Below are 21,893 nucleotides of genomic sequence, written 5' to 3' on the forward strand. Positions count from 1 at the left end.
TAAATATTTTTTAAATTCAGAAAGAACTCGTAAATTTAGAATCGTTTTTACGACTACAAAATTAAAGAGATTATATGATTGAAGCTATTGAGCAAAATTTGCAAAGAGGAATAAAATTATTACACAGTATATCAGATGAGCAATATAGTAACACTTCAATAGCACCTTATCATTCAAGCATTGGTTGTCATACACGTCATATTTTAGATATGTTTTCTTGTATTTTTAATGGATTAGATACTAGGGAAATAGATTTAACTAAGAGAGAAAGAAACGAATTAGCAGAGAAACACACCAATATAGGAATTGATTATTTTAACACAATAATTAAAAAATTAAGAAGTTTAAGTGCAATAGATTTACAAAATGAAGTTGCAGTTACAGATGATTTAGGTTTAGGGAATGTTACAATAAAAACTTCTTTAGCATCTATTTTAACTCAAGCACAAAGCCATACAACACACCATTATGCAACTATTGGTTATTTAGTTCATCATATAGGAATACAATTACCAGAATCTGGTTTCGGTTTTAACCCTACAACTCCTCAGAAGTTAAGTGTTTAAAAGAGTTTTTGTAAAACATTAACACTTTAAAATTGCAGCTTGGCTTTAAATTTGTACCTTAAATAATGAATTTAAAAATAATTATGATGTTTATAAAAAACAACAAATTTATACTTACAATTTTATTAATGTTCTTGCCATTTATTGGGCAGGCTCAAAACTCAATTATACTAAAAAATGGAGCTGGTAGTACCTACAATGCTACACTTCCTTTAGACTTATACAAAACAATTAAGCCTATTGCAGATATTGAAAGTTCAGAACTAAAAGAGATTCTAGTTACAGAAATTAATAAAAACAAAACATGGAAACGTTTAGTTAGAGGAAGACAAATGTCTATAGGTATTGTAGATTTAAGTGATTCTACAAAATTTAAATATGCAGGTGTTAACGATAATTTTATGATGTATGCTGCAAGTTTGCCAAAAATTGCCATTTTATTGGCAGCAATGGATGCTTTAGATAAAGGAGAGTTAAAAGATTCTAAAGAAGTGCGTGAAGATTTACGATTAATGATTAGTAAATCGAACAACAGAGCTTCCACAAGAATGATTGATAGATTAGGTTACAAAAAAATTGAAGAAGTTTTAAGAGCTCCAAAAAATAAATTATATGACGAAGAACTTGGTGGAGGCCTTTGGGTAGGAAAAAGATATGCAGCAGCAGGTGCAAGAAACCCAGACCCAATAAAAGGTTTAAGTCATGCTGCAACCACAAGACAAGTTTGTAGCTTTTATTATCAATTGGCATTGGGAAATTTAATTTCTACAGAAAAATCTATGGAAATGTTAGAAATTATGAAAGACCCAGCTTTGCATCACAAATTTGTAAATACGTTAGATGTGGTTGCTCCAAAAGCAGATGTGTATAGAAAATCGGGTTCTTGGAGAAATTATCATTCAGACTCTGCATTGGTTTGGGGACCAGATAGGAAATACATAATTGTTGCTCTTATAGACAATGATTATGGAGAACAAATTATTAGAAATTTAGTGAGACCATTAGAAAAAGTATTAAAAAAATCACGTTCTTTATAGTGCAAAAATTGAACTATAAATAGTGAGGAAATTACTAAGCAAAACATTCGGATTAAGAGATGGTGAAATATTCATCTCTTTTTTAATGCAATTATATATCTTTCTTATAATTACGGTTTTATTAATTGTAAAGCCAATTGTAAATGCATTATTTGTTTCTAAATTAGGTGCAGATAGTTTACCTTTTGGTTACTTATTAGTGGCAATAATTGCAGTTTCCACGTCTTATTTTTACAATAGAGCTATAAGAAAATTGTCGCTCGTAAAGGTGGCAATAATTTCTTTGATAATCTTTAGTCTTGCTTTTTTAGCTTTAAGTGCTATTTTAAAATTCTCCTTAGCTAGTAATTGGATTCTTTATTTTTATTACGTTTTTATCTCTCTTTTTGCAGTTATTGCTACTTCTCAATTTTGGATTTTTGCAAACATGGTTTTCAACGCAAGAGAAGCAAAAAGAATTTTTGGTTTTATTGGAGCAGGAGCTATTGCAGGTGGTATTTTTGGAGGATATCTAACGAGTGTTATTGCCCCTAGTTTTGGAAATGAAGTTGCAACTTTCGTAGCATCAATTTTATTATTAGGCTGTATACCAATTATTAAAAAGGTTTACGAAATACGAATTCGTTATTTAAATACTTTTAAAAGAAAACAAGTTATTGCAAAACAAGATGTTTTAGAAAGCTCTGCCATAAAATTAATTTTTAATTCGAAACATTTAACTTACATCGCTTTAATAACGGGTATTGGAGTTTTTGTTGCAAAATTGGTCGATTTTCAGTTTAGCGATTTTGCAAATAAAGCAATTTCAGATCCAGATGATTTAGCGGCATTTTTTGGATTTTGGTTTTCGACATTTAATGTGGTTGCTTTAACTATTCAGTTATTTTTAACAAATAAAATTCTAACAAAATTAGGAGTTTCATCAACTTTACTAATTCTACCTCTTGCAATTGGGTTAGGTTGTTTATTGTTTTTAACATTCCCAGAATTGTGGGTTTTAGTATTAATAAAAGGTATCGATGGTAGTTTTAAGCAGTCTATAAATAAAGCATCTGTAGAACTTTCTATTATGCCAATACCTACTTTAATTAAGAACCAAGCAAAATCCTATATAGATGTTGCTGTAGATAGTATTGCAACTGGTATTGCAGGTTTTTTGTTAATTTTTCTAATAAAAAGATTAGATTTAGATACAGCATACATTACAATAATTATTTTATTATTTGTTTTTATATGGATTCTGCTTATTTATCGTTTACGTGAAGCTTATTTTGAGTCTTTTAAGAAAAATATTCAAAAAACATTAGTTGCAGAAAATAGCGATATTAAAATTACTAAAGAAAACTCTATTACAAATATTAAAAGGGTTTTAGAAGGTGGCAACGAAGCTTCTATTTTAGAAGTAATCACACGATTGGGAGATTTTAATTCTAAAATTTTTCAAAGCTCAGTTGTAAAATTGTTAAAACATCCTTCCAATAAAGTAAAAATTCAGGCAATAGATTTTCTTCATGATATTGAAGATGTTTCTGTTTTAGATGAGGTAAAGTCGTTGGTAAATGAAAAAGATGATACATTGGTATATGTTGCTTTGGAATATATACTAGAAAAATCTCACATGGATGAGAATTATTTTTTCACAAATTATTTAAACCACGAAAACGAATATATTGCAAATGGAGCTTTAATGGCATTAGCGAAGCAAAATTCTTACAATTCTAAATTAGGTTTTAAATATAATTTAGCAGAAAGACTTAATGATAAAATATATCTTTTTAAAGCCGATGAAAATACCGTTCGTAAAGAAGTAATTGCAGGTTTGTTAATAAGTATTGCAAATGCAAGAATGACACATCATTATCATTTTATAAGTGAAAAGTTAGCCAGTAAAACAAGTTATATTGTAAAGTTTGCTACAATTGCTGCAGGAATTACATCAGATGAACTATTTATAGAAGATTTGTTGCATTTAACTTTAAAAAAGAAACATCGAAAAAGAGCTATAGGAGCATTAAAAAGTTATGGTCCAAAAATTATTGATATTATCTTAAAATTAGATAAAGAAGATGAGTTAAAAGGAAATGTAAAAAAATATATTCCTAGAATTATAGAGTCTTTTAATAATGATAATGCTATAAAAATATTAACACGTTTATTAAAAAATAAAAATAGCGTTACAAGATTAGCCGCTTCAAATTCTTTGGCAAAATTAAAGAAGAAAAACTCGAATTTACTAATTAGTAGAAGATTAATTAAAAACCAAGTTTCGAGAGAATCTAGCTATTATCGTAATATTTTAGAAATAATTATTTCTGTACAAAATAATATCAACGAAGAATTGTTAGACGATAAAACAGCTTCAAATCAGCCTATTTATGAAGCAAGAAAAAAGTTAATTGTAGCCTTAGAATCGGAATTAGAAAATACTTTAGAAAACTTATTTAAACTGTTAAGTATGCTTTATAATGAAGAAGATATAAACATGACTTATGTTGGAATTAAAAGTGAAATAAAGGAAGCTAAAATTAATTCTTTAGAATTTTTAGACAACTTGTTACAAACAGAAATTAAGTCGAAAGTATTACCAATTGTAGAGTACTATGTTGTTGATGATAAACATTATAATTCTCCAATTATTAGTTTGAATTTACTTTCGGAAAAAAAATATTTAGAGATAATAATGCGAATGGGAGGAAGCCATTTACGTTTATTAATTGTAGAATTAATTGCTGTTTCTAAGAACAGAAACTATGTACCTATTCTACTACCATTAAAAAAGTATCGCAGTAAGAAAGTTAAAAAACTTGCCAGCGATACTTACAATAACTTTAAAGGATTTAATAATTAATTATTATCGTCTTCATCTACATCATTTTTATATTCTTCTTCTTTAATAATTGGTTTTTTAGAAGCGTTGGCTTCATCAATAATATCATCTAATTTACTAGCCATGTACATGTGTGCACCAGCAGAATTTTTGCTTAAAACATTAGACATTAAGCAAGCTATATATTTTACCCCATTTGGTTGTTCTACAATAATTACAGAGTTCATGTAATTAAAAACATTACCAGCATAACTCGCACAATTTGGGTTTTTTACTCGATCGCATTTGTAATAACTTCCAGATTTAAAATACACAGCCGCACTATCTAATCTCGGCGATTTTGCGTACCTAATTCTTCTATCTGTTAAATACAAAAGTCTCTTCATTTCTAAACTAGAAGCTTTATCTACAACTTTTCCTTGTTCTAATTGCACTAGAAATTTCATTAACCCTTTTGGGGTACCAATACTTCCACCTTTTCTACCCACATATTTTCCAGCAGGTCTTGTAAACATACCTCCCAAACGCCATTCGTCTTCACTAATACCTAAATCTCTTAAAGGTTTATTTACAACTGTATTTGCTAAGTTTGTTAAAGAATCTCTAGGTGTATCTTTAAAATAAGTTTCTGCTTTTTCTGCGTCTAAAAAGAAATATTCTTGCCCAAAAGCAGCCATTAACATCGCTTCTCTATACATAACACTAGCTGCACCATTATTACTTACAGAAACCATATGATCTAACCATTCGTAAAGAGAAAACTCGTCATTTGCAACCACTTTTCTTTTGGTTAAACGATCTTTTTCTATATCATATACAGGAATTGTATGATGGTCTCCTGTTCCCCAATATCTAGAGGTAACCTTTATGTTTTTAAGATAGGCTGCTCTTTCTTCAAAAGAATCTGGACACAGTTTTTCTAGTTGGTCGAAAACTGCTAATAATACAGCAATTTTACCAACACTTCCTGGTTGGTAACCAACATTTTCTCTATGCTCTGCATATCTTAATTTATCTGGATTACTCATATCCATCACAGCCATAGAATATGCTCCAGAAGGAATAATTCTTTTTAATTTTCTTTCAAAATCGCTGTCGGAAACTAATAAATCTTGTACACTGTCTTTCGATTTGCTTAATAAATTCAATTTAATATCTGCTAATTTTTTATAAGCTCCAGCTGGAATTCTTGTATATTTAACACTATCTAATTGAAATTTTCGAAGTTGATACAAACGTTTTATTCCTGTAGTTTCGTAACCATCTATTGGGTAATTTACAAACCCAAGAGAGGCCACAATAAATACGGTTAATAATATATATTTAGTTTTCATTCTTATATTTTTTCGGTTAATTTTATTTCTGTATCCATATTTACTTTTGGAGCAATAGAGTTCAAATAATCTGAACTTTTTGCTTGTTTATTTTCTACAAAAGGTCTTATTTGAAACAACCATAATTTATTGTCTTTAAATCCAAATTCAACATCGTATGCATGTGGTTCTTCTGTAGATTTAGCTCCAATTTTAGATCTAATTTCTGTTGCCAATTCTCTAATGTCATTTACATTTCGAGGATTTAAAATAGGTTTACTAAAAGTGGTGTAATATTTTTTGGTACTTCCATTTATTGGCAAACGAATATAATCTGCTTGTCTTGCTGGGCTTAATAAATAATCTGTTTCTGCAGTTATTAATCTTGTTTCTGCAGATTGCCCATCCACAGCTCCTCCAGCTCCTCTACTAAAAGCAACTGTTAAATCTTCTTCTGTACCCTGGTTAATTCCTTTGGTAATCATTACACCAGAATAATCTACATCTACACTTGGAATAATTAAAATTGAAGGATATACATTTTCTGGATTTAATAAATATTTTTGACGCCATTTAAAACTTCTTTCTGTGTAAGCAGAAGCCCAAACCTCCTTAATTCCTTGGATAATTTTTTGCTCTTCTAAAATATTAAAAAGCGTTAAATTTAAACCAGCTCCAGTAAATTCTTTTAAATCTTCCATATTTGTATCACTTCTAAGAAATACAGGAACATTACCAATTTTATCTCCAAAAACCGATGAAAAATTATCTTTTAAATCTTGGGTGAAATTACTATCTAAATTGATATTTAATATAGCAGAATGCAACTCTTTTAAAGACCTTATTAAGAAATTTTCTACTTCTTCTTCTGAAGCATTATTTGTTTTTAATTTTTTGGCTTGTGCAAAAGTGGAATTTAAAAACTCCCAATAAGACATATTCTTATTTGGCATTTCTTTGTTCATATGTGTTTTAAAAATCCCAAAAGGAATTATAATTCCTTCCACAACTTTATCGGGAAAAAGATTTTTTAATTCTCCTAAATTGGCTGCTTTTGGTCCACATAAAATTCCAGAATCAGTGGCTTTTACATCTCTCATATTTATGATTTTAGAAACATCTAACTTTAATTTGTCAGTTGGAACTTCAATCATGTTTTTAGATCTTTCTTTCTTGTCAAACAATTTTTGTTCAATAGCTGTCATTTCATTTTCTAACTTTAGAATAACATTTCCTTTGCTTGAAACTGCATAAAAGACATTTTTGTTGCTATATTTTTCTAAAGAATTTAAATTTTCGCTTGATAAAGCAGCATTTGGTATTCCCAAATTTCTTGCTAATAATTGTACATGAGAAACTAAATTTCCTTCAGAAACTGTCATAATTCCTGCAACCGGTTTTAAATCCGATGGTGGTTTTTGAAAAATATAAATATTGTTTGTATTAACTTCAACATCATCAGGATTTCCTGCAACAACAATTAACTTACCAAAAGCATAACCAGGGTTTAAACCTCTAATTGCATCTTGGTTTTCAATAGACATTACATCGTTATTTACTTCGGAAACTTTACTTGCAAAAGCGTTTAATTTACTTACAGTTTCTCCTAAGTTTAATGTAATGGAGTTTCTAATTCTATCGTCTATAAAACCATATGCCAAAGATTCGAAAGTTGCATATTCGTTAACATCTTCTTGGTAATTTGCTTTTACCAAAGAAGTACTCCATTCTACAATTCTTCTAGCATTTGTTACTAAAGAATTTAACTGTTCTAGAGTCGTTTTTTCGTTTTCTAAAGTATTAGAAAAAATAGGTTTTACAACATCAAACTCCCAAGCTTCTACTAAACCTGTAGCATAAGATGCACAGATTAGCGTTTCTGTTTTTAAGATGGTTTCTTCTAAGGTTTCTGGTTTCCAATTTTGTGTTTCTATTAATAGAATTTTTTCTAATTGATTTGTTAAGTCTAAAAGATTTAAACGGTCTTTACTACTTTCAAATAAAGTAATATTAAATCTTAAAAAATCTAGGTTATTAGTTATTTTTTGAACAATATCTCTTGGAGTAAAATTAGATTTATCTTCATTTATAAATTCTTTAAGTGTTTTTAGTACGCCATTTTTATCTTTAACTTTGGCGAGTTCGTTTGCGATTGTAACATAATTTAAAGGCGCATAAAATTCGTTCATCGTAAGTAAAAGCTTATCAAATGCTTTTTTTTCTTTTGCTGAAATTTTAGAAGCATTTTTCTTTATATAACTTTGTACTAAATAGATATCTGTTTTTTGTGGATTTCCATGAATTTTAATTCTAATATCCATAAAATCTGGAATTTCTTCCGCCAAAACTTTAGACTCACTTCGCATTAATTGTGCAATATTAGAATCTCCATTGTGTGGAATATCCTTTAAAGATTGCCTAACCAAATAGTAATTCGAGTTTAAAAAAGTATCGTCTTTTAAAATCGTTTCATAGAAACCTTTACCCCAAGCTTCTTCATCTTCAGATTGTACTGCACCTCTATAATATTGGCCTTTTTTTAATACCCAACCATCATCTACACTTGCTAAATACTGCCCAATTTGATATTGTTTTAATCTACTGTAGTTATTTTTTTCATCTAAAAAGTCATCCTTTTTAACACTCGCTAAGATTTCAGCAAAAAATAAATGATTGCTTTTTCTTAAGTCTAGAGCAGATTCTTTAAAGCTTGCATGTTGTATACCTCCACCAATAGAATCTGGACAAGGATCTTTCGAATCTCTAATGCTACCATCTTTACAAAACCACTTAATTCTGTAATAAGGCCCTCTGATGTCTTTTTTATATGCTTCTACTATTTTTTTAATATCGCTATGCGATTTTTTCTGAGCAAATGTTGTAGATGTAAAAATTAAAATACAAATGCTGTAAATGAGCGTAATGTTCTTCATAATTTTATTTTGGCTATACAAATCTATTCTTTTAAATTGATATGTAAGAGTTATTTATTCAATTGAATTAACAAAAGAATTGTATGAGTTAAAGTTTTTTTGGTTTAATTTATTTTTGATGAAAAGCGAGGTAAAAAGAACTTTCTTACGAAGAAATTGAATTAATTTTAGAGGAAAATACATTATTGTTTTGCTCAATAAAAATTTCAGTACAACTTGTAGGATGTATAAATTTATATTCTTTTTTATGGTTGAAAAGAATATTATCTATCATAAAAATACCTTCAAAATCTTTAATTCCTTTAGAGGTATATCTTGCAACTTTGTATTTATGATTGGTAATTTTTTCTTCTATATTAAACCAAGCACCACTTCCAATACCACCTAACCAAGTTCCATTTTCTAAATTAAAAACCGCTAAATTTGGCTCTTCTGTACCTCTTAAATCTGGTTCAATATCAAACTTGTTTAAAAAAGATTCTTTGTATTCTTTTACAATAGATCTATTTTTATATTCGTTAATGTGTTGATTTTTAGCTTGGTATATTAAGTTATTTGTATTTCCTTTTATTACGTTCCCAATAGGACTTGGCGTTAATAAATTAGATTCTTTTAGCTTTTTTGTAATTTTTTTATTTGTTGAGGAAGCAATAATGGCATCTGTTACAAAACGTGCACAATTGGTTCCATTTTTTAGAAAAGCACCATAAGGAATTTCTTTACTTTCGATTAATTTATTGATGAAGTTTTTAGCCTTACTAAAATTAATTTCAGAATTTAAACTAGCAACCAATCTTCCATCTCCATGTGTTTTTTCGGGATGTTTTTCTAACCAAAGTAAAATATCTTTAAAATTAGATAATTTAGAATTTTTAAAATTGGCTTCTATAGAAACTACCAATTCTGGGTCTTTTTCCTTAGAACGAACACGCCCATTTCCGTAAGAAGTTATATACCTGCCAAAATCGAAATAATTAATCTCAGAATTTCCTTTTTCTATCAATAATAATGCAGCATGTCCTGCTTGTACAGCATGTTTTCCACCAATTCCTATTTTTGGCCAAAAACCACTCAACCTTTCCCAATATGCAGGTCTTACGACTGTATCTGGATACGATAAAATAATTATTATTCCGTCCGAATTCTGCATTCTTTTTAATTATTAAAAAGGGCTTGTAGTAAAATTTTAAAAGTTTTAAAAGCGAAGTAGATTGTAAAAATCATTAAAATTCCTGCAAGGAATAAAATGAGATAAGAAAGGTATTCGTTTGGCGTATTTTCGAACTTCTTTAAAGCCTTAAATCCCATTGTTAATGAAATAGGAGAAGCTATAAAAAGAAAAACAAGAATGGCTAAATACTTTAAACCCTTACCCAATAAATTTACATTTGTACTCATTTCTTAAAATTTATAATAGAGTTTCTTACGTTTCCGAACTTTTTTAAAAGCTTAGAAGCAGTAGTTTGGTCGACTTTTAGCTCTTTAACTAACATTTTCTCTGCTCTTTGTACTAACTTGTTGTTAGACAATTGCATATCTACCATTTTATTACCTTTTACTTTTCCAAGCTGAATCATAGTAGCTGTAGAAAGCATGTTTAAAACCAATTTTTGTGCTGTGCCAGCTTTCATTCGAGAGCTTCCTGTAACAAATTCAGAACCAACAATTACTTCTATTGGAAAATTAGAAACTTCTGATAAAGGACTATTTTTATTACAGGTAATACATCCTGTAATAATGTTGTTTTCGTTACATTTTTTTAAGGCAGCAATTACATAAGGTGTAGTTCCTGATGCTGCAATACCAACTACAACGTCTTTATCTGAAACTTTATGTTCTTGTAAATCTAACCAACCTTGGTTTTTGGAATCTTCTGCATTTTCAACAGCTTTTCTAATCGCAATATCTCCACCAGCAATTAAACCAACAACTAATTCATGTGGAACACCAAAAGTTGGTGGACATTCAGATGCATCTAAAATACCAAGTCTCCCAGAAGTTCCTGCTCCAGTATAAAAAAGTCTTCCACCATTTTTTAGTTTTTTAACAATTTGCGTTGTTAATTCTTCTATTTGTGATAGTGCTTTTTCAACAGCCAAAGGAACTGTTTTGTCTTCGTTATTTATATTAACCAATAATTCTTTTACAGTCATTTTTTCTAAATGATTGTATTTGGAATCTTGTTCTGTAGTTTTTATGAATGTCATGCATCAAAAATACTGTTTTCTAGTTGTTTTTTTCAACTAAGTCTAAAGAAAAAGTATCTGATTCTCCAATATGAAAATATCCTAAAGGAAAATTTTCTTCATTGGTGATATTTATCATATTTCCTAATAGAGAAGTAGGCACAGATTGGAATGGTCCACCACCATTTTGTCCACTTTGATCTATTAAAACTCGAAAATAAGTATAATATTCTTTCGAAATACCAGTCATTTTTATGGTCATATTTGTTGGTAGTTCTATTTCATCTTCCTGAAAAAAGTAAGAGAAATTATAATCAGAGCCATTAAAGTAACGATCTTCCAATGCTAAATAAATTATTTTTGTAAAATCAAAAAGATAGTGGTTTTCCACAGTCCCATCATCTGTAAAATTTATTTTTAGTTCAGTTTCTTTTCCAGAAAATAATGTTTTATCTCCTTGCACAACACTTGTTAAAGGTGTCGATTTTACTTTTGCAGCTTTTCCTTTATAGGTTTGGTTATCATGAATAACTGTTAATTCATACACAATATTATCTTCAGGAATAAAATTTGAAGTTGGTTCGTAGTTTCCATCTAAATTTCCATCAGCAAAACTAATAACAGTATTATCGCTTAAATTTGTTAGAAATACTGTGGCATTTGTAACAACAGGAATTGTTTCATCGAAATAATCTGCGGATAATTTTAATTTAACAACTGTATTTGCGATTACAGGATTTTCATCAAAAAACACCTCGAAAGAAGCATCTACAATTAATTTTGGCGGAATTGTTGGAACTTCTATATCTACTACTTTTTCGCAACTAGCAAAAAGGAGAATTAAAGAAGCGAAAATTATATTTATATTTTTCATGTGAGTTCAAATACTTAATACCTCTGTGAGGTTTAAAAATTAAAATTATAGGTTACAGAAGGTACAATGCCAAAAATGGATGTTTGCACAGCTTCATTTTTAAAGGTATCTTCATTTTGTCTAAATGCTAAAGAAGCTGCATTTTGTCTTCCATATAAATTGTAGATTCCAAAAACCCATTCTCCTTGCCATTTTCTGTTTTTATTCTTTTCTGGAGTTAATGTGGCAGAAATATCTAACCTGTGATATGCAGGAAGTCTGTCTGCATTTCTACGATTATCATCATAAATTGGTACATTTAAACCTTGCACTTCATATTGGCCAACAGGATAATTAGTTGGTTGCCCAGTTTGGAAAACGAAATTACTATTAAACGTCCATTTTTTGTTCAATTCGTAACTTGCATTTATAGAAAAATCGTGAGTTTTATCGTAAGGAGTGCTGTACCAATTTCCTTGGTTAATTCCTGGTTCATTTGCATTTCTTCCAGGAGTCAATTGTTCAGACCTAGATAATGTATACGCAAACCATCCTTTAAATTTTCCTTCGTTTTTTTTAAATAAAACTTCCAATCCATATGCTCTTGCTTTTCCATTTAAAATAACGGTTTCTATTTCGTTATTTGCAATTAAATTGGCGCCATTTATATAGTCTATTCGGTTTTTAATGTCTTTGTAAAACGCTTCAGTTTCTAAAGAATATTCGCCATCTTTTATCGATTTAAAATACCCAACTGCAAATTGATCTAACAACTGAGGTTGTACGTATTTTCCACTTGGCGTCCAAACATCTAATGGAGTAGGTGAAGCAGTGTTAGAAAGCAAATGTAAATATTGTGCCATTCTATTGTAACTCGCTTTTATAGAAGTATTATCATCTAAAATATATGACATAGAAAAACGAGGTTCGAAATTGCTAAAACTAGAAATTACATCGCTTCTTTTAAAATTTTCTGTTCCAGTTGGAGTTGCAGATTCGTATTTCTTAAATTCATCGTTATAAACAACAGCCTGGTTATTTTGATAGGTATTCAATTCGTCTTGTCCTAATCTTATAAAGTTACTAAAACGAACTCCATATTGGAAAGTAAGGTTGTCGCTAATTTTATGTTCTGCTTCTAAATATGCTGCAAATTCATTCGCATATTTATCAATTAATTTTTCTGCAACAATCCCAGAATCTTCTCTATTTGGAATAATTTCTCCTGGATTAAATTTTATGTAAATGTTGTTAATACCATAACTCAGTTTTAATTTATCGTTTAAATAATGTTTAAAATCGTATTTAAGATTAAAGTTTGTAATGCCAGAATCCCATTCGAAACCAACAAAATCTAAGATTAATCCGTAGAAATAATCTGAATAAATTAAAGAAAGGTTGGAGAATACTTTGTCGGAAAAAAGATGATTCCAACGTAAGTTTACAACTGTATTTCCATAAGAATTTACAAAACTATCGTTAATTCCAAAAACATCTTTTCCGAAATAAGTAGATAGAAAAACATTGTTTTTTTCGTTAAATCGATAATTAATTTTACTATTTAAATCGTAGAAATAGGCTTTGTTATCATTATCGAAAAGGGGTAAAAATAGATGTGCGTATGAAGCTCTACCACCCACTAAAAAAGAACTTTTTTCTTTTTCTAAAGGCCCTTCAATTAATAATCTGCTAGAAACTAAGCCAATTCCTCCAGTAACATTAAAGTTTTTACTATTTCCTTCTTTTTGATAAATATCTAAAACTGATGATAATCGACCTCCATATTTTGCTGGAATTCCTCCTTTATAAAGTTGCACATCTTTAATTACATCTGGGTTAAAAACTGAGAAGAAACCGAATAAGTGAGAAGAATTAAAAACTATTGCTTCATCCAATAAAATTAAATTTTGGTCTGCAGCACCACCTCTAACATTAAATCCAGAAGCGCCTTCTCCAGCACTTGTAACTCCAGGTAAAAGAATTAAAGACTTTATAATATCTGCTTCTCCTAGCACAACAGGAATCTGTTTTATGGTTGCTGCATTAAGCTTATTTACACTCATTTGTGGTGTTCGAATGTTTATTTTTTCGATATTACTTTCAATTATAATTTCGTCTAAACTTTCAGTTTCTTCAATAAGCTTAAAATTTTTTGTTGTTTTTATGGATAAACCAATGGTTTCTTGAATAGTAGTATATCCTAAATAACTTACTTGTATTCTGTAAGAACCTTCAGGAATTGTTATCGAGTAGAAACCATATTCATTAGTAGTTGTTCCAGTGTTTATGTCTGGAAAATACACAGAAACCCCAATTAAAGTTTCGTTATTGGAATTATCGTAAACGGTTCCACTTATAGTTACTTTTTCTTGACTAATTAAGCTAAAACTCATCAGAAAAAATATCAAGAACATTTTTTTTATGTGCAACATTTTTGATTTTATTTATTTACATCAAAAGTATTAAATTGATAAACCAAAACACATAAGATACCTTAAGAAAAAAGTTGTTTAGTAATAATTAAATGTTAAAAAAGATACTTAATCATAAAGTATATCTTCCGCTTCAATTTTCTTGTTTTTTATGAAATCAAAAAGTGTTAATCTTCTTAGTGTATAATAATCTACCCAAAATTTCTCTAATGAATTTAAATATTGCAGAACAGACCTGTCTTTTTCAGTTAAAGCCAAATTTAAATCTGTAATGGTAATTTTACCTAAAACAAAACGTTTTTTAGTAATTTCGAACCTTTTAGTTGCAATTTCTTGAGCTTTTTGAGCCGTTTTTAGGAAATTACGCTGGTTTTGCCAATTTAAAGTATGTAAGTAAATTTCTTGTTCGAATTCTTGTTCGTCTTGCTCTACATTGTTGTAAATTAAATCTTTATCTGCTTCTGCAAGTTTTCTTCGAGATTTAGATACACCCCAATCTAATAAAGGAATACTTAATGTAACAGCTAAATTTTGTTGTTGATTGTAATTTTGAAAAAGATCGTTAAAAACATCTCCTTGTTGAGAGATTCCAAAATTAGCATTTAAACCTAATCGTAAACGATTGCTTCCTTTTACTTCTGCAACACGTTTTTCTGCCTCTAATCGTTTTCTACGAAACTCTATAACCGCTTTTCTATTAGATCTAGCTTCTTCTAAAGCTTTTTCTACAGTTACTGCAAATGTGGTTAATTCTTTTGGAATATTTAATACAAGGTTTTCTGTATTTAATTCTAAATACCTTGCTAAATTTTGAGAACTTCTTTTTAAATCAATTTCGTTGGTAGTTACTGTATTTTGAGAATTTAATACGGATAATTCCATTTGGAGTAAATCGTTTTCTGCAATTTTTCCCATTTTAAATCTTCCTTTCGAAATTTGAAAAAGGGTATCTTGATTCGATAAATTTGTTAATGCAATTTTCGATTGCATTTGTGCTTTTAATAAAGCAAAATATCTTCTAGAAGTGTTTAAAGAAATTTGCTCCATACTTTCTATGAATTGTCTTTTAGCTTCTTCATAAATTAAAGGTTCAATTTTTTTATCCCATTTAAACTCATTAAATAACAACGAATTTTGATTATAATTAATTGAAAAAGGAATTACAGAAAATCTTGTTGCGCTATTGTCTCCAAAAATATCTACACGTTCTAATTGAGAACTAAAAGATAATGTACCTCCAGTAAAAGCTACATTCTGATTCAGAGATAATGTACCATCGATTCTAGATTGATTTGAACGTACGAAAATATCCTGTCCATTATCATTCGTTAATCTTCTAACTGAATTTGCATATTGTGGTAAAGTTGCATCTAATCTTAATTGTGGTAAAAAACTAGCTTTGTAATTTCTATATCTCCAATAACTAGATTGATTTTGGTTTAATAACCTTTTATAATCTGGCGATTTTTTTTGTGCAATTTCTATAGCTTGCTTTAAGGTAATAAATTGTTGTTCTTGACCGAAAGTAATTCCGGTACATAAAATACAAAGAAATAAAATAAGTTTTTTCATAGTTTTATTCATGTCTAATTGCTTCAATAGGACTTTTACTTGCAGCAGATCTTGCTGGTGCAATTCCAAAGATTAATCCAATAAGTGTCGCAACAAAAAAGGATAATAAAATAGAACTTAAAGATAAAATAGTTTCAATTCCTGTGGTAACTTGTAGTACATAGGAGGCAAAAATACCTAAGAAAATTCCTATAATTCCTCCACCAATACTTACCAATACAGATTCTGTTAAAAACTGAAGAATTACATCTTCTTTAGTTGCTCCAATAGCTCTAATAATACCAATTTCTTTGGTTCTTTCTAAAACTGAAGCCAACATAATATTCATAATACCAATACCTCCAATTAAAAGAGAAATACCAGCAATAATACTTAAAACTACATTAAATATTTGTTTTGTTTTTTGTTGTTGTTTTAAAAGCTGAATAGGAATGGAAATTTCGAAATCTAACATTCCATTATGTCTTCTCTTTAACATTCTACTTAAAACATCTGCAGTTGCATTTAGTTCTTTTGAATCGTTTACCTGAACAACCAATTTGTCTAATTGATGATAATTACCTCTTGGAATTCTCTTTTTAGGACCTTGTGAATTTCCACCATTTATAAACACAACTCCATTACCAGTTTCCATTGGTTTATCGGAAATTATTTTACGGTCTTTATAACGAACTAAAAATGTCTTTATAGGAATGTATATATCTTGGTTCATATCTCTAATACCTAAGTTTTCTTGTGCAGTATCCGAAATAAACTTTTCTTCAATAACACCAATAACTTGTAACCAAACATCTTTAACCTTAATGTTTTTACCTATTGCACTTTCTCCTGTAAATAGTTTTTTCTCGATTTTTTTACCAATAATACAAACAGGTAATGCATTTTCGGATTGTGCAGTAGAAAAGTTTTTTCCACTTTCAATCTCAATATTAGAAGTTGCAAAATAATCGTCTGAAACTCCAATTAATTTTACGGAATTTTGTCTTCCTTTCTTAATTACGTAGGTTTCTAAAATAATTTCTGGACTTACTGTTTTTACAGATGGAACATTGTTTTTGATGCTTATAACATCTAACATATCTAATCCTTTAGAAAAACGTTTAGATTCTGTGGCACCATCATCATCTTCTTCTTCTGAATCGCTGTCTTTTTTTTCATCTGGAATTGGGGTAATTACAATATTATTTACACCTACCAATTCTAGTTGTGCTAAAATTTCTTTTTCTGCTCCACTACCAATTGCAAGCATGGTAATTACTGCAGCAACACCAAATATAATTCCTAAAGAAGTTAATAAAGTTCTTATTTTATTTGAAGAAATAACACGTACAGCCTCGCTAAAATTAGATTTTAGTTTTTCTATGTATATTTTATTGAACATAGAAATTAGTTTAATTTTGCTATTTTGGCTGTATCATAACCTTCAGGTTTGTTTAAATAAACAACATCGTTTTCCGATAATCCCTTTTTAATAATAACAGCATCGTTATTAGAAACTCCTATTTCTACTTGTTTTTTTGAAACAGAAAAACCAGATTTTGTGTATACGTATGTTAAAGAGTCTTTAGAGAAAATGGCTTCTAAAGGAATGCTTAAAACATCTTTTCTTTCGAAAGTTAATATTCTGTTAGATGTAGTCATTCCAGGTCTAATACTATTATCAGTTTCTTTTAATTTAATCATAACCTGAAACACTTTAATATCTGAACCTCTTTTCTTTTCTCCTACATTTGCAACATCTGTTACAATTCCATTTAATTCTACATCAGGAAAAGCGTCAAAACCAACTTTTACAGGCAAACCTTCTTTAATTTTTCGAATATCTACTTCGTTTGCATATGTTTTAGATTCCATTTTTGTTAAATCTGGTAAACTTGCAATGGATGGATCCCAAGGACTTATAGAAGAACCTACTTTTTTCTTAGTTCCATTCCATTCTCTCACGTATGTAATCATTCCATTTCCATCAGAATAAATAGTAAACGATTTTAATAAGTCTAATAAATTATTTAATTCTTTTCTAATTTTAGAAACTTCTGTACCAACTTCCACCATTTTAGCATTAGCTTGTCTTTTCTTAATGCTGTAATTTTCTAACTTTTCATTAAGGCCTCTTTCTGCTTTTTCTAAGCTAATTTCTAATTTTTTTATTGTTGCAGGTGGTTCGTAAATAGATTGTTTTAGTTCTAATTTTGTTTCTTCCATCGTAAAACGAAGATCTTTAATTGAATTTCTTTCTTGTTTTAGAGACAAAGTAGTATCTAATTGTTGTTGTGTGTATTTAGATTGTGCCCTTTCTAAGTTTAAACGAGCGTCTAATATTTGCTCATTTACACCAGAAGGATCTAATCTACCAACATAATCTCCTTTTTTAACAACGGTTCCTTCTGCTACTAAATCTTGAATTTTAATATCTCTTAATCTAAATTTTCTAAGATTTGCTGGACCATTTATCTTTTTTAAACTTGTAGATTGTGCTTCTCCAGAAGTAATAACCTCACTAATAAAGTCTCCTTTTTTAACTTTAGAAGTTAGATAAACTGTATCGTCTGAAGCTGGAGAAAAATAACTGTAAATTAAATAAATGGCTATTGCTGAGACAACAGCAATAATTGCAATACGTTTCTTGTTCATGTGAGTAGGTTGATTAAAAAAACAAATCTAAAAAAAAAGAGTGCCTAGAAAGGCACTCTTTGTGTTAATATCTTGGTAAAATTTTAAAGATTTAAAATACTTAAAATTGCGTTGAAAACTGCATTTGGCCTCATTGCATTGTTTGCTAAAACCTCATTAGGTTTATAGTATCCTTGAATATCTACAGCATTTCCTTGTATTTCATTTAACTGCCCAGTAATTTTAGACTCGTTCTCAAGTAACTCTTTATAAATTTTAGAAAACTCGTTACTCAATTTTGAATCTTTTGTTTGATTAGCTAAAGCTTTAGACCAATATAAGGCGATGTAAAAATGACTTCCTCTATTGTCTAATTCACCTACTTTTCTTGAAGGAGATTTCATGTTATCTAAGAAAGTATCTGTTGCATCGTCTAAAGTTTCTCCTAAAATTAGTGCTTTTGGGTTATTTTGGGTAGTTCCTAAATGCTCTAAGGAAACAGCCAATGCTAAAAATTCTCCTAAAGAATCCCAACGTAAATGGTTTTCTTCTAAAAATTGTTGCACGTGTTTTGGAGCAGAACCTCCAGCTCCAGTTTCAAACAAACCACCACCATTCATTAAAGGAACAATAGACAACATTTTTGCAGAAGTACCAACTTCTAAAATAGGGAATAAATCTGTTAAATAATCACGTAATACATTACCTGAAACAGAAATGGTATCTTCTCCTTTTATAATTCTTTTTAAAGTGAATTCAGTTGCTTCAATAGGAGATAAAACTTGAATATCTAAACCAGAAGTATCGTGATTTGGTAAATATGCATTTACTTTTTTGATAATTTCTGCATCATGTGCTCTGTTTTTATCTAACCAAAAAACTGCAGGAGTTTCAGAAGCTCTTGCTCTTGTAACTGCTAATTTTACCCAATCTTGAATTGGTGCATCTTTTGTTTGGCACATTCTCCAAATATCACCAGTTTCTACATTGTGTTGCATTAATGTATTTCCATCTGCATCTAAAACAACTACTTTTCCATTTCCAGAAATTTCGAAAGTTTTGTCATGCGAACCATATTCTTCTGCTTTTTGAGCCATTAAACCAACATTAGGAACTGTACCCATTGTTGTTGGATCGAAAGCACCATTCTTTTTACAAAAATCGATAGTTGCACTATAAATTCCTGCATAAGAACTATCTGGAATTACTGCTTTAGTATCTTGTAACTTTCCTTCTGCATTCCACATTTGTCCAGAAGTACGAATCATTGCAGGCATAGAAGCATCAATAATTACATCACTAGGAACGTGTAAATTGGTAATTCCTTTGTCTGAATTTACCATGGCAACTGCTGGTCTTTTTGTGTAAACATCAGCAATATCTAATAAAATTTCTGCTTTTTTATCTGCAGATAATTCTTCTAAATTTCTTAATAAATTTCCAAAACCATTATTTACATCTACACCAATTTCTTCTAAAGTTTTTCCATGTTTCGCAAAAATGTCTTTAAAGAAAATACGAACTGCATGCCCGAAAATAATTGGGTCAGAAACCTTCATCATAGTTGCTTTCATATGCAATGAAAGTAATAATCCTTGTGCTTTCGCATCATCAATTTCTTTTTCCAAAAAGTTAATTAATGCTTTTTTACTCATTACAGTAGCATCAATAATTTCTCCTTCTAAAAGAGAAAGCTTGTCTTTTAAAACTGTTTTTTCTCCATTTTCTGCAATATGCTGAATGCTTATTGTTGTTGCTTTAGGTAAAGTAACAGATAATTCATTGTGCGCAAAATCTCCTTCAGCCATGGTTGCAACATGCGTTTTAGAGTCTGCAGACCAAACACCCATAGAATGTGGATTCTTACGAGCGTAATTTTTTACTGCTTTTGGTGCTCTTCTGTCAGAATTCCCTTCACGTAAAACTGGGTTTACAGCAGAACCTTTTACTTTATTATATAATGCTAAAACCTTTTTTTCTTCGGCAGTATTTGCTTCTTCAGGATAGTCTGGAAGTGCATAACCTAAAGATTGTAATTCTTTTATTGCATCATTTAATTGAGGTACAGATGCACTAATATTTGGTAATTTTATAATGTTTGTATCTGGTAATTTTGCCAAATCACCTAATTGAGCCAAAGCATCTTCCACTTTTTGATCTTCTGTTAAATACTCAGAGAAATTAGCTAAAATTCTTGCTGCTAAAGAAATATCTTTTACTTCGAACTCTATATTAGAAGATTTTGTGAAAGCTTCTACAATTGGTAAAAAAGAACGCGTTGCTAAAGCTGGTGCTTCATCTGTTTTCGTGTATATAATTTTAGCTATTTTGCTCATGTAAATTGTTTTTTAAGTAATTGTACTATTGGAATAACTTTCTAAATGAAGATTCATTATTTTGAAAGCGAGCAAATTTAAGGATTTTTGTTGAGTTTTTTATTGGTAAAATGGGATTAATTAGTGGGTTTTATTGCAGAATTAATAATTTTTGAAATCGATTTCGTAGAAGTTAAAAATAAAAGCCATATCCAACAATTTCTTGTTATGATATGGCTTCTTCGAAATAGTTTTAAGTACTGTTTTGTACTGCTACAAAAACAAATAAAACAAATGTTTTATACTTCCTTAAAAAAGAAAATTGCTATCAGCTATTTCAGTTTTTGAAACATCCTTAATTATATAAAAGCATTCTACTTTTATAAAATTTTTATTAATGTTTCTATTGTTTTCTTTGAACTAAATCTAAACTTAAAATACAGTTCAGTTGATAATTTTAAAATATACGTTATAAATTCTGTGCGTTAAGAAGCGAGTGTCCTCTACTAATTTCTTAGTATTTCTAAAATAAACGAAGTTGCCTTTGTTGTGTTTTAGAATGTTTCTTTTTTAAACTACCTAATTATAATGATTTAAAATATCTGAATTGAATTTTAAAATTTCATCAATTTTCAGAAAAACAATATATAAAGAACGTTACTTTAAGTTTTTACTTTTAATTTCTTTTTAGCTTTTGAAGACTTATAGTTTAATTAATTTGTAAATTCTGAAGTAAATATAGTTTCAATTTAAAGGCTTACAAAATTTTTAACCAATTAGAAATCAACATTCTATTAACTATGGTTATAAACAATTGTTAACTAAAAAAAGCGTTGTGAAAAATCACAACGCTTTTTAATACTTTTATTTGAAAGAGATTATCTTCTTTTTTCAGTAATTCTAGCTTTTTTACCAGTAAGACCTCTAAAGTAGAAAATACGAGCTCTACGTACTTTACCTCTTTTATTAACTTCGATTTTTTGAATAGAAGGTAAGTTTACAGGGAAAATTCTCTCTACACCTACAGTTCCAGACATTTTTCTGATTGTAAAAGTTTCAGATAAACCAGTTCCTCTTCTTTGTATAACAACTCCTCTAAAAAACTGAGTTCTTACTTTTTCTCCCTCTTTAATTTCGTAATACACAGTAATTGTATCACCAGCAGCAAATTCTGCAAATTCTTTTTTTGTTACAAATTCGTCTTGTACAAATTTTATTAAAGCTTCCATATTAAATATTTATTATT

General features: G+C 29.2%; 15 protein-coding genes. 3 read left to right on the forward strand and 12 right to left on the reverse strand.

The genetic code is table 11. The features are described from left to right. The first annotated feature begins 74 nt into the window (after positions 1-74). The 3 genes from H9I45_RS15830 (at position 75) to H9I45_RS15840 (ending at position 4,451) form a co-directional block, all read left to right on the forward strand. Entirely contained in the window at positions 75-566 is a 492-nt protein-coding gene (locus H9I45_RS15830) for a DinB family protein (protein ID WP_088354157.1), read from the forward strand. 65 nt (positions 567-631) lie between these two features. Then, positions 632-1,603, forward strand: a complete 972-nt coding sequence (locus H9I45_RS15835) for a serine hydrolase (protein ID WP_228454948.1) — start codon at positions 632-634, stop codon at positions 1,601-1,603. A 22-nt stretch (positions 1,604-1,625) separates the two neighbouring features. Beyond that, positions 1,626-4,451 carry an Npt1/Npt2 family nucleotide transporter gene (locus H9I45_RS15840; protein ID WP_088354156.1) on the forward strand — a complete coding sequence of 942 codons (2,826 nt, stop codon included), beginning with the start codon at positions 1,626-1,628 and terminating at the stop codon, positions 4,449-4,451. Here the strand turns inward: H9I45_RS15840 and H9I45_RS15845 are convergent. The 12 genes from H9I45_RS15845 to rplS form a co-directional block, all read right to left on the reverse strand. Then, entirely contained in the window at positions 4,448-5,764 is a 1,317-nt protein-coding gene (locus H9I45_RS15845; RefSeq protein ID WP_088354155.1) for a serine hydrolase, read from the reverse strand. The genes H9I45_RS15840 and H9I45_RS15845 overlap by 4 nt on opposite strands. A gap of 2 nt (positions 5,765-5,766) precedes the next feature. Continuing rightward, complete coding sequence (locus H9I45_RS15850) at positions 5,767-8,676, reverse strand: PEP/pyruvate-binding domain-containing protein (protein WP_088354154.1); 2,910 nt, start codon at positions 8,674-8,676, stop codon at positions 5,767-5,769. Positions 8,677-8,821: 145 nt separating this feature from the next. Then, entirely contained in the window at positions 8,822-9,826 is a 1,005-nt protein-coding gene (locus H9I45_RS15855; RefSeq protein ID WP_088354153.1) for a DUF6695 family protein, read from the reverse strand. Positions 9,827-9,831: 5 nt separating this feature from the next. Then, entirely contained in the window at positions 9,832-10,074 is a 243-nt protein-coding gene (locus H9I45_RS15860; RefSeq protein WP_088354152.1) for a DUF6095 family protein, read from the reverse strand. Beyond that, positions 10,071-10,883: an N-acetylmuramic acid 6-phosphate etherase gene (gene murQ, locus H9I45_RS15865; RefSeq protein WP_088354151.1), complete on the reverse strand. Its 813-nt coding sequence runs from the start codon at positions 10,881-10,883 to the stop codon at positions 10,071-10,073. The genes H9I45_RS15860 and murQ overlap by 4 nt, the downstream gene beginning before the upstream one ends. Before the next feature lie 19 nt (positions 10,884-10,902). Next, positions 10,903-11,736 carry a DUF4249 family protein gene (locus tag H9I45_RS15870; RefSeq protein ID WP_088354150.1) on the reverse strand — a complete coding sequence of 278 codons (834 nt, stop codon included), beginning with the start codon at positions 11,734-11,736 and terminating at the stop codon, positions 10,903-10,905. A gap of 32 nt (positions 11,737-11,768) precedes the next feature. Continuing rightward, positions 11,769-14,108: a TonB-dependent receptor gene (locus tag H9I45_RS15875; protein ID WP_394364908.1), complete on the reverse strand. Its 2,340-nt coding sequence runs from the start codon at positions 14,106-14,108 to the stop codon at positions 11,769-11,771. A gap of 147 nt (positions 14,109-14,255) precedes the next feature. Continuing rightward, positions 14,256-15,719 (reverse strand): TolC family protein, encoded by a 1,464-nt coding sequence (locus H9I45_RS15880; RefSeq protein ID WP_088354306.1) that lies wholly within the window; start codon positions 15,717-15,719, stop codon positions 14,256-14,258. A 4-nt stretch (positions 15,720-15,723) separates the two neighbouring features. Continuing rightward, positions 15,724-17,100, reverse strand: coding sequence for an ABC transporter permease (locus H9I45_RS15885; RefSeq protein WP_088354148.1), 1,377 nt, complete (start codon positions 17,098-17,100; stop codon positions 15,724-15,726). Positions 17,101-17,105: 5 nt separating this feature from the next. Continuing rightward, complete coding sequence (locus tag H9I45_RS15890) at positions 17,106-18,353, reverse strand: efflux RND transporter periplasmic adaptor subunit (protein WP_088354147.1); 1,248 nt, start codon at positions 18,351-18,353, stop codon at positions 17,106-17,108. Positions 18,354-18,436: 83 nt separating this feature from the next. Beyond that, positions 18,437-20,668 (reverse strand): NADP-dependent isocitrate dehydrogenase, encoded by a 2,232-nt coding sequence (locus H9I45_RS15895; RefSeq protein ID WP_088354146.1) that lies wholly within the window; start codon positions 20,666-20,668, stop codon positions 18,437-18,439. 857 nt (positions 20,669-21,525) lie between these two features. Next, positions 21,526-21,876, reverse strand: coding sequence for a 50S ribosomal protein L19 (gene rplS, locus H9I45_RS15900; RefSeq protein ID WP_088354144.1), 351 nt, complete (start codon positions 21,874-21,876; stop codon positions 21,526-21,528). Positions 21,877-21,893 lie beyond the last annotated feature (17 nt).

The organism is Polaribacter haliotis (genome assembly GCF_014784055.1).
Lineage (GTDB): Bacteria > Bacteroidota > Bacteroidia > Flavobacteriales > Flavobacteriaceae > Polaribacter > Polaribacter haliotis.

Coding starts and splice junctions, on each gene's coding strand:
- H9I45_RS15830 (WP_088354157.1), top strand. CDS start 75: ATGATTGAAGCTATTGAGCAAAATTTGCAAAGAGGAATAAAATTATTA.
- H9I45_RS15835 (WP_228454948.1), top strand. CDS start 632: ATGAATTTAAAAATAATTATGATGTTTATAAAAAACAACAAATTTATA.
- H9I45_RS15845 (WP_088354155.1), bottom strand. CDS start 5,764: ATGAAAACTAAATATATATTATTAACCGTATTTATTGTGGCCTCTCTT.
- H9I45_RS15850 (WP_088354154.1), bottom strand. CDS start 8,676: ATGAAGAACATTACGCTCATTTACAGCATTTGTATTTTAATTTTTACA.
- H9I45_RS15855 (WP_088354153.1), bottom strand. CDS start 9,826: ATGCAGAATTCGGACGGAATAATAATTATTTTATCGTATCCAGATACA.
- H9I45_RS15860 (WP_088354152.1), bottom strand. CDS start 10,074: ATGAGTACAAATGTAAATTTATTGGGTAAGGGTTTAAAGTATTTAGCC.
- murQ (WP_088354151.1), bottom strand. CDS start 10,883: ATGACATTCATAAAAACTACAGAACAAGATTCCAAATACAATCATTTA.
- H9I45_RS15870 (WP_088354150.1), bottom strand. CDS start 11,736: ATGAAAAATATAAATATAATTTTCGCTTCTTTAATTCTCCTTTTTGCT.
- H9I45_RS15875 (WP_394364908.1), bottom strand. CDS start 14,108: ATGAGTTTTAGCTTAATTAGTCAAGAAAAAGTAACTATAAGTGGAACC.
- H9I45_RS15880 (WP_088354306.1), bottom strand. CDS start 15,719: ATGAAAAAACTTATTTTATTTCTTTGTATTTTATGTACCGGAATTACT.
- H9I45_RS15885 (WP_088354148.1), bottom strand. CDS start 17,100: ATGTTCAATAAAATATACATAGAAAAACTAAAATCTAATTTTAGCGAG.
- H9I45_RS15890 (WP_088354147.1), bottom strand. CDS start 18,353: ATGAACAAGAAACGTATTGCAATTATTGCTGTTGTCTCAGCAATAGCC.
- H9I45_RS15895 (WP_088354146.1), bottom strand. CDS start 20,668: ATGAGCAAAATAGCTAAAATTATATACACGAAAACAGATGAAGCACCA.
- rplS (WP_088354144.1), bottom strand. CDS start 21,876: ATGGAAGCTTTAATAAAATTTGTACAAGACGAATTTGTAACAAAAAAA.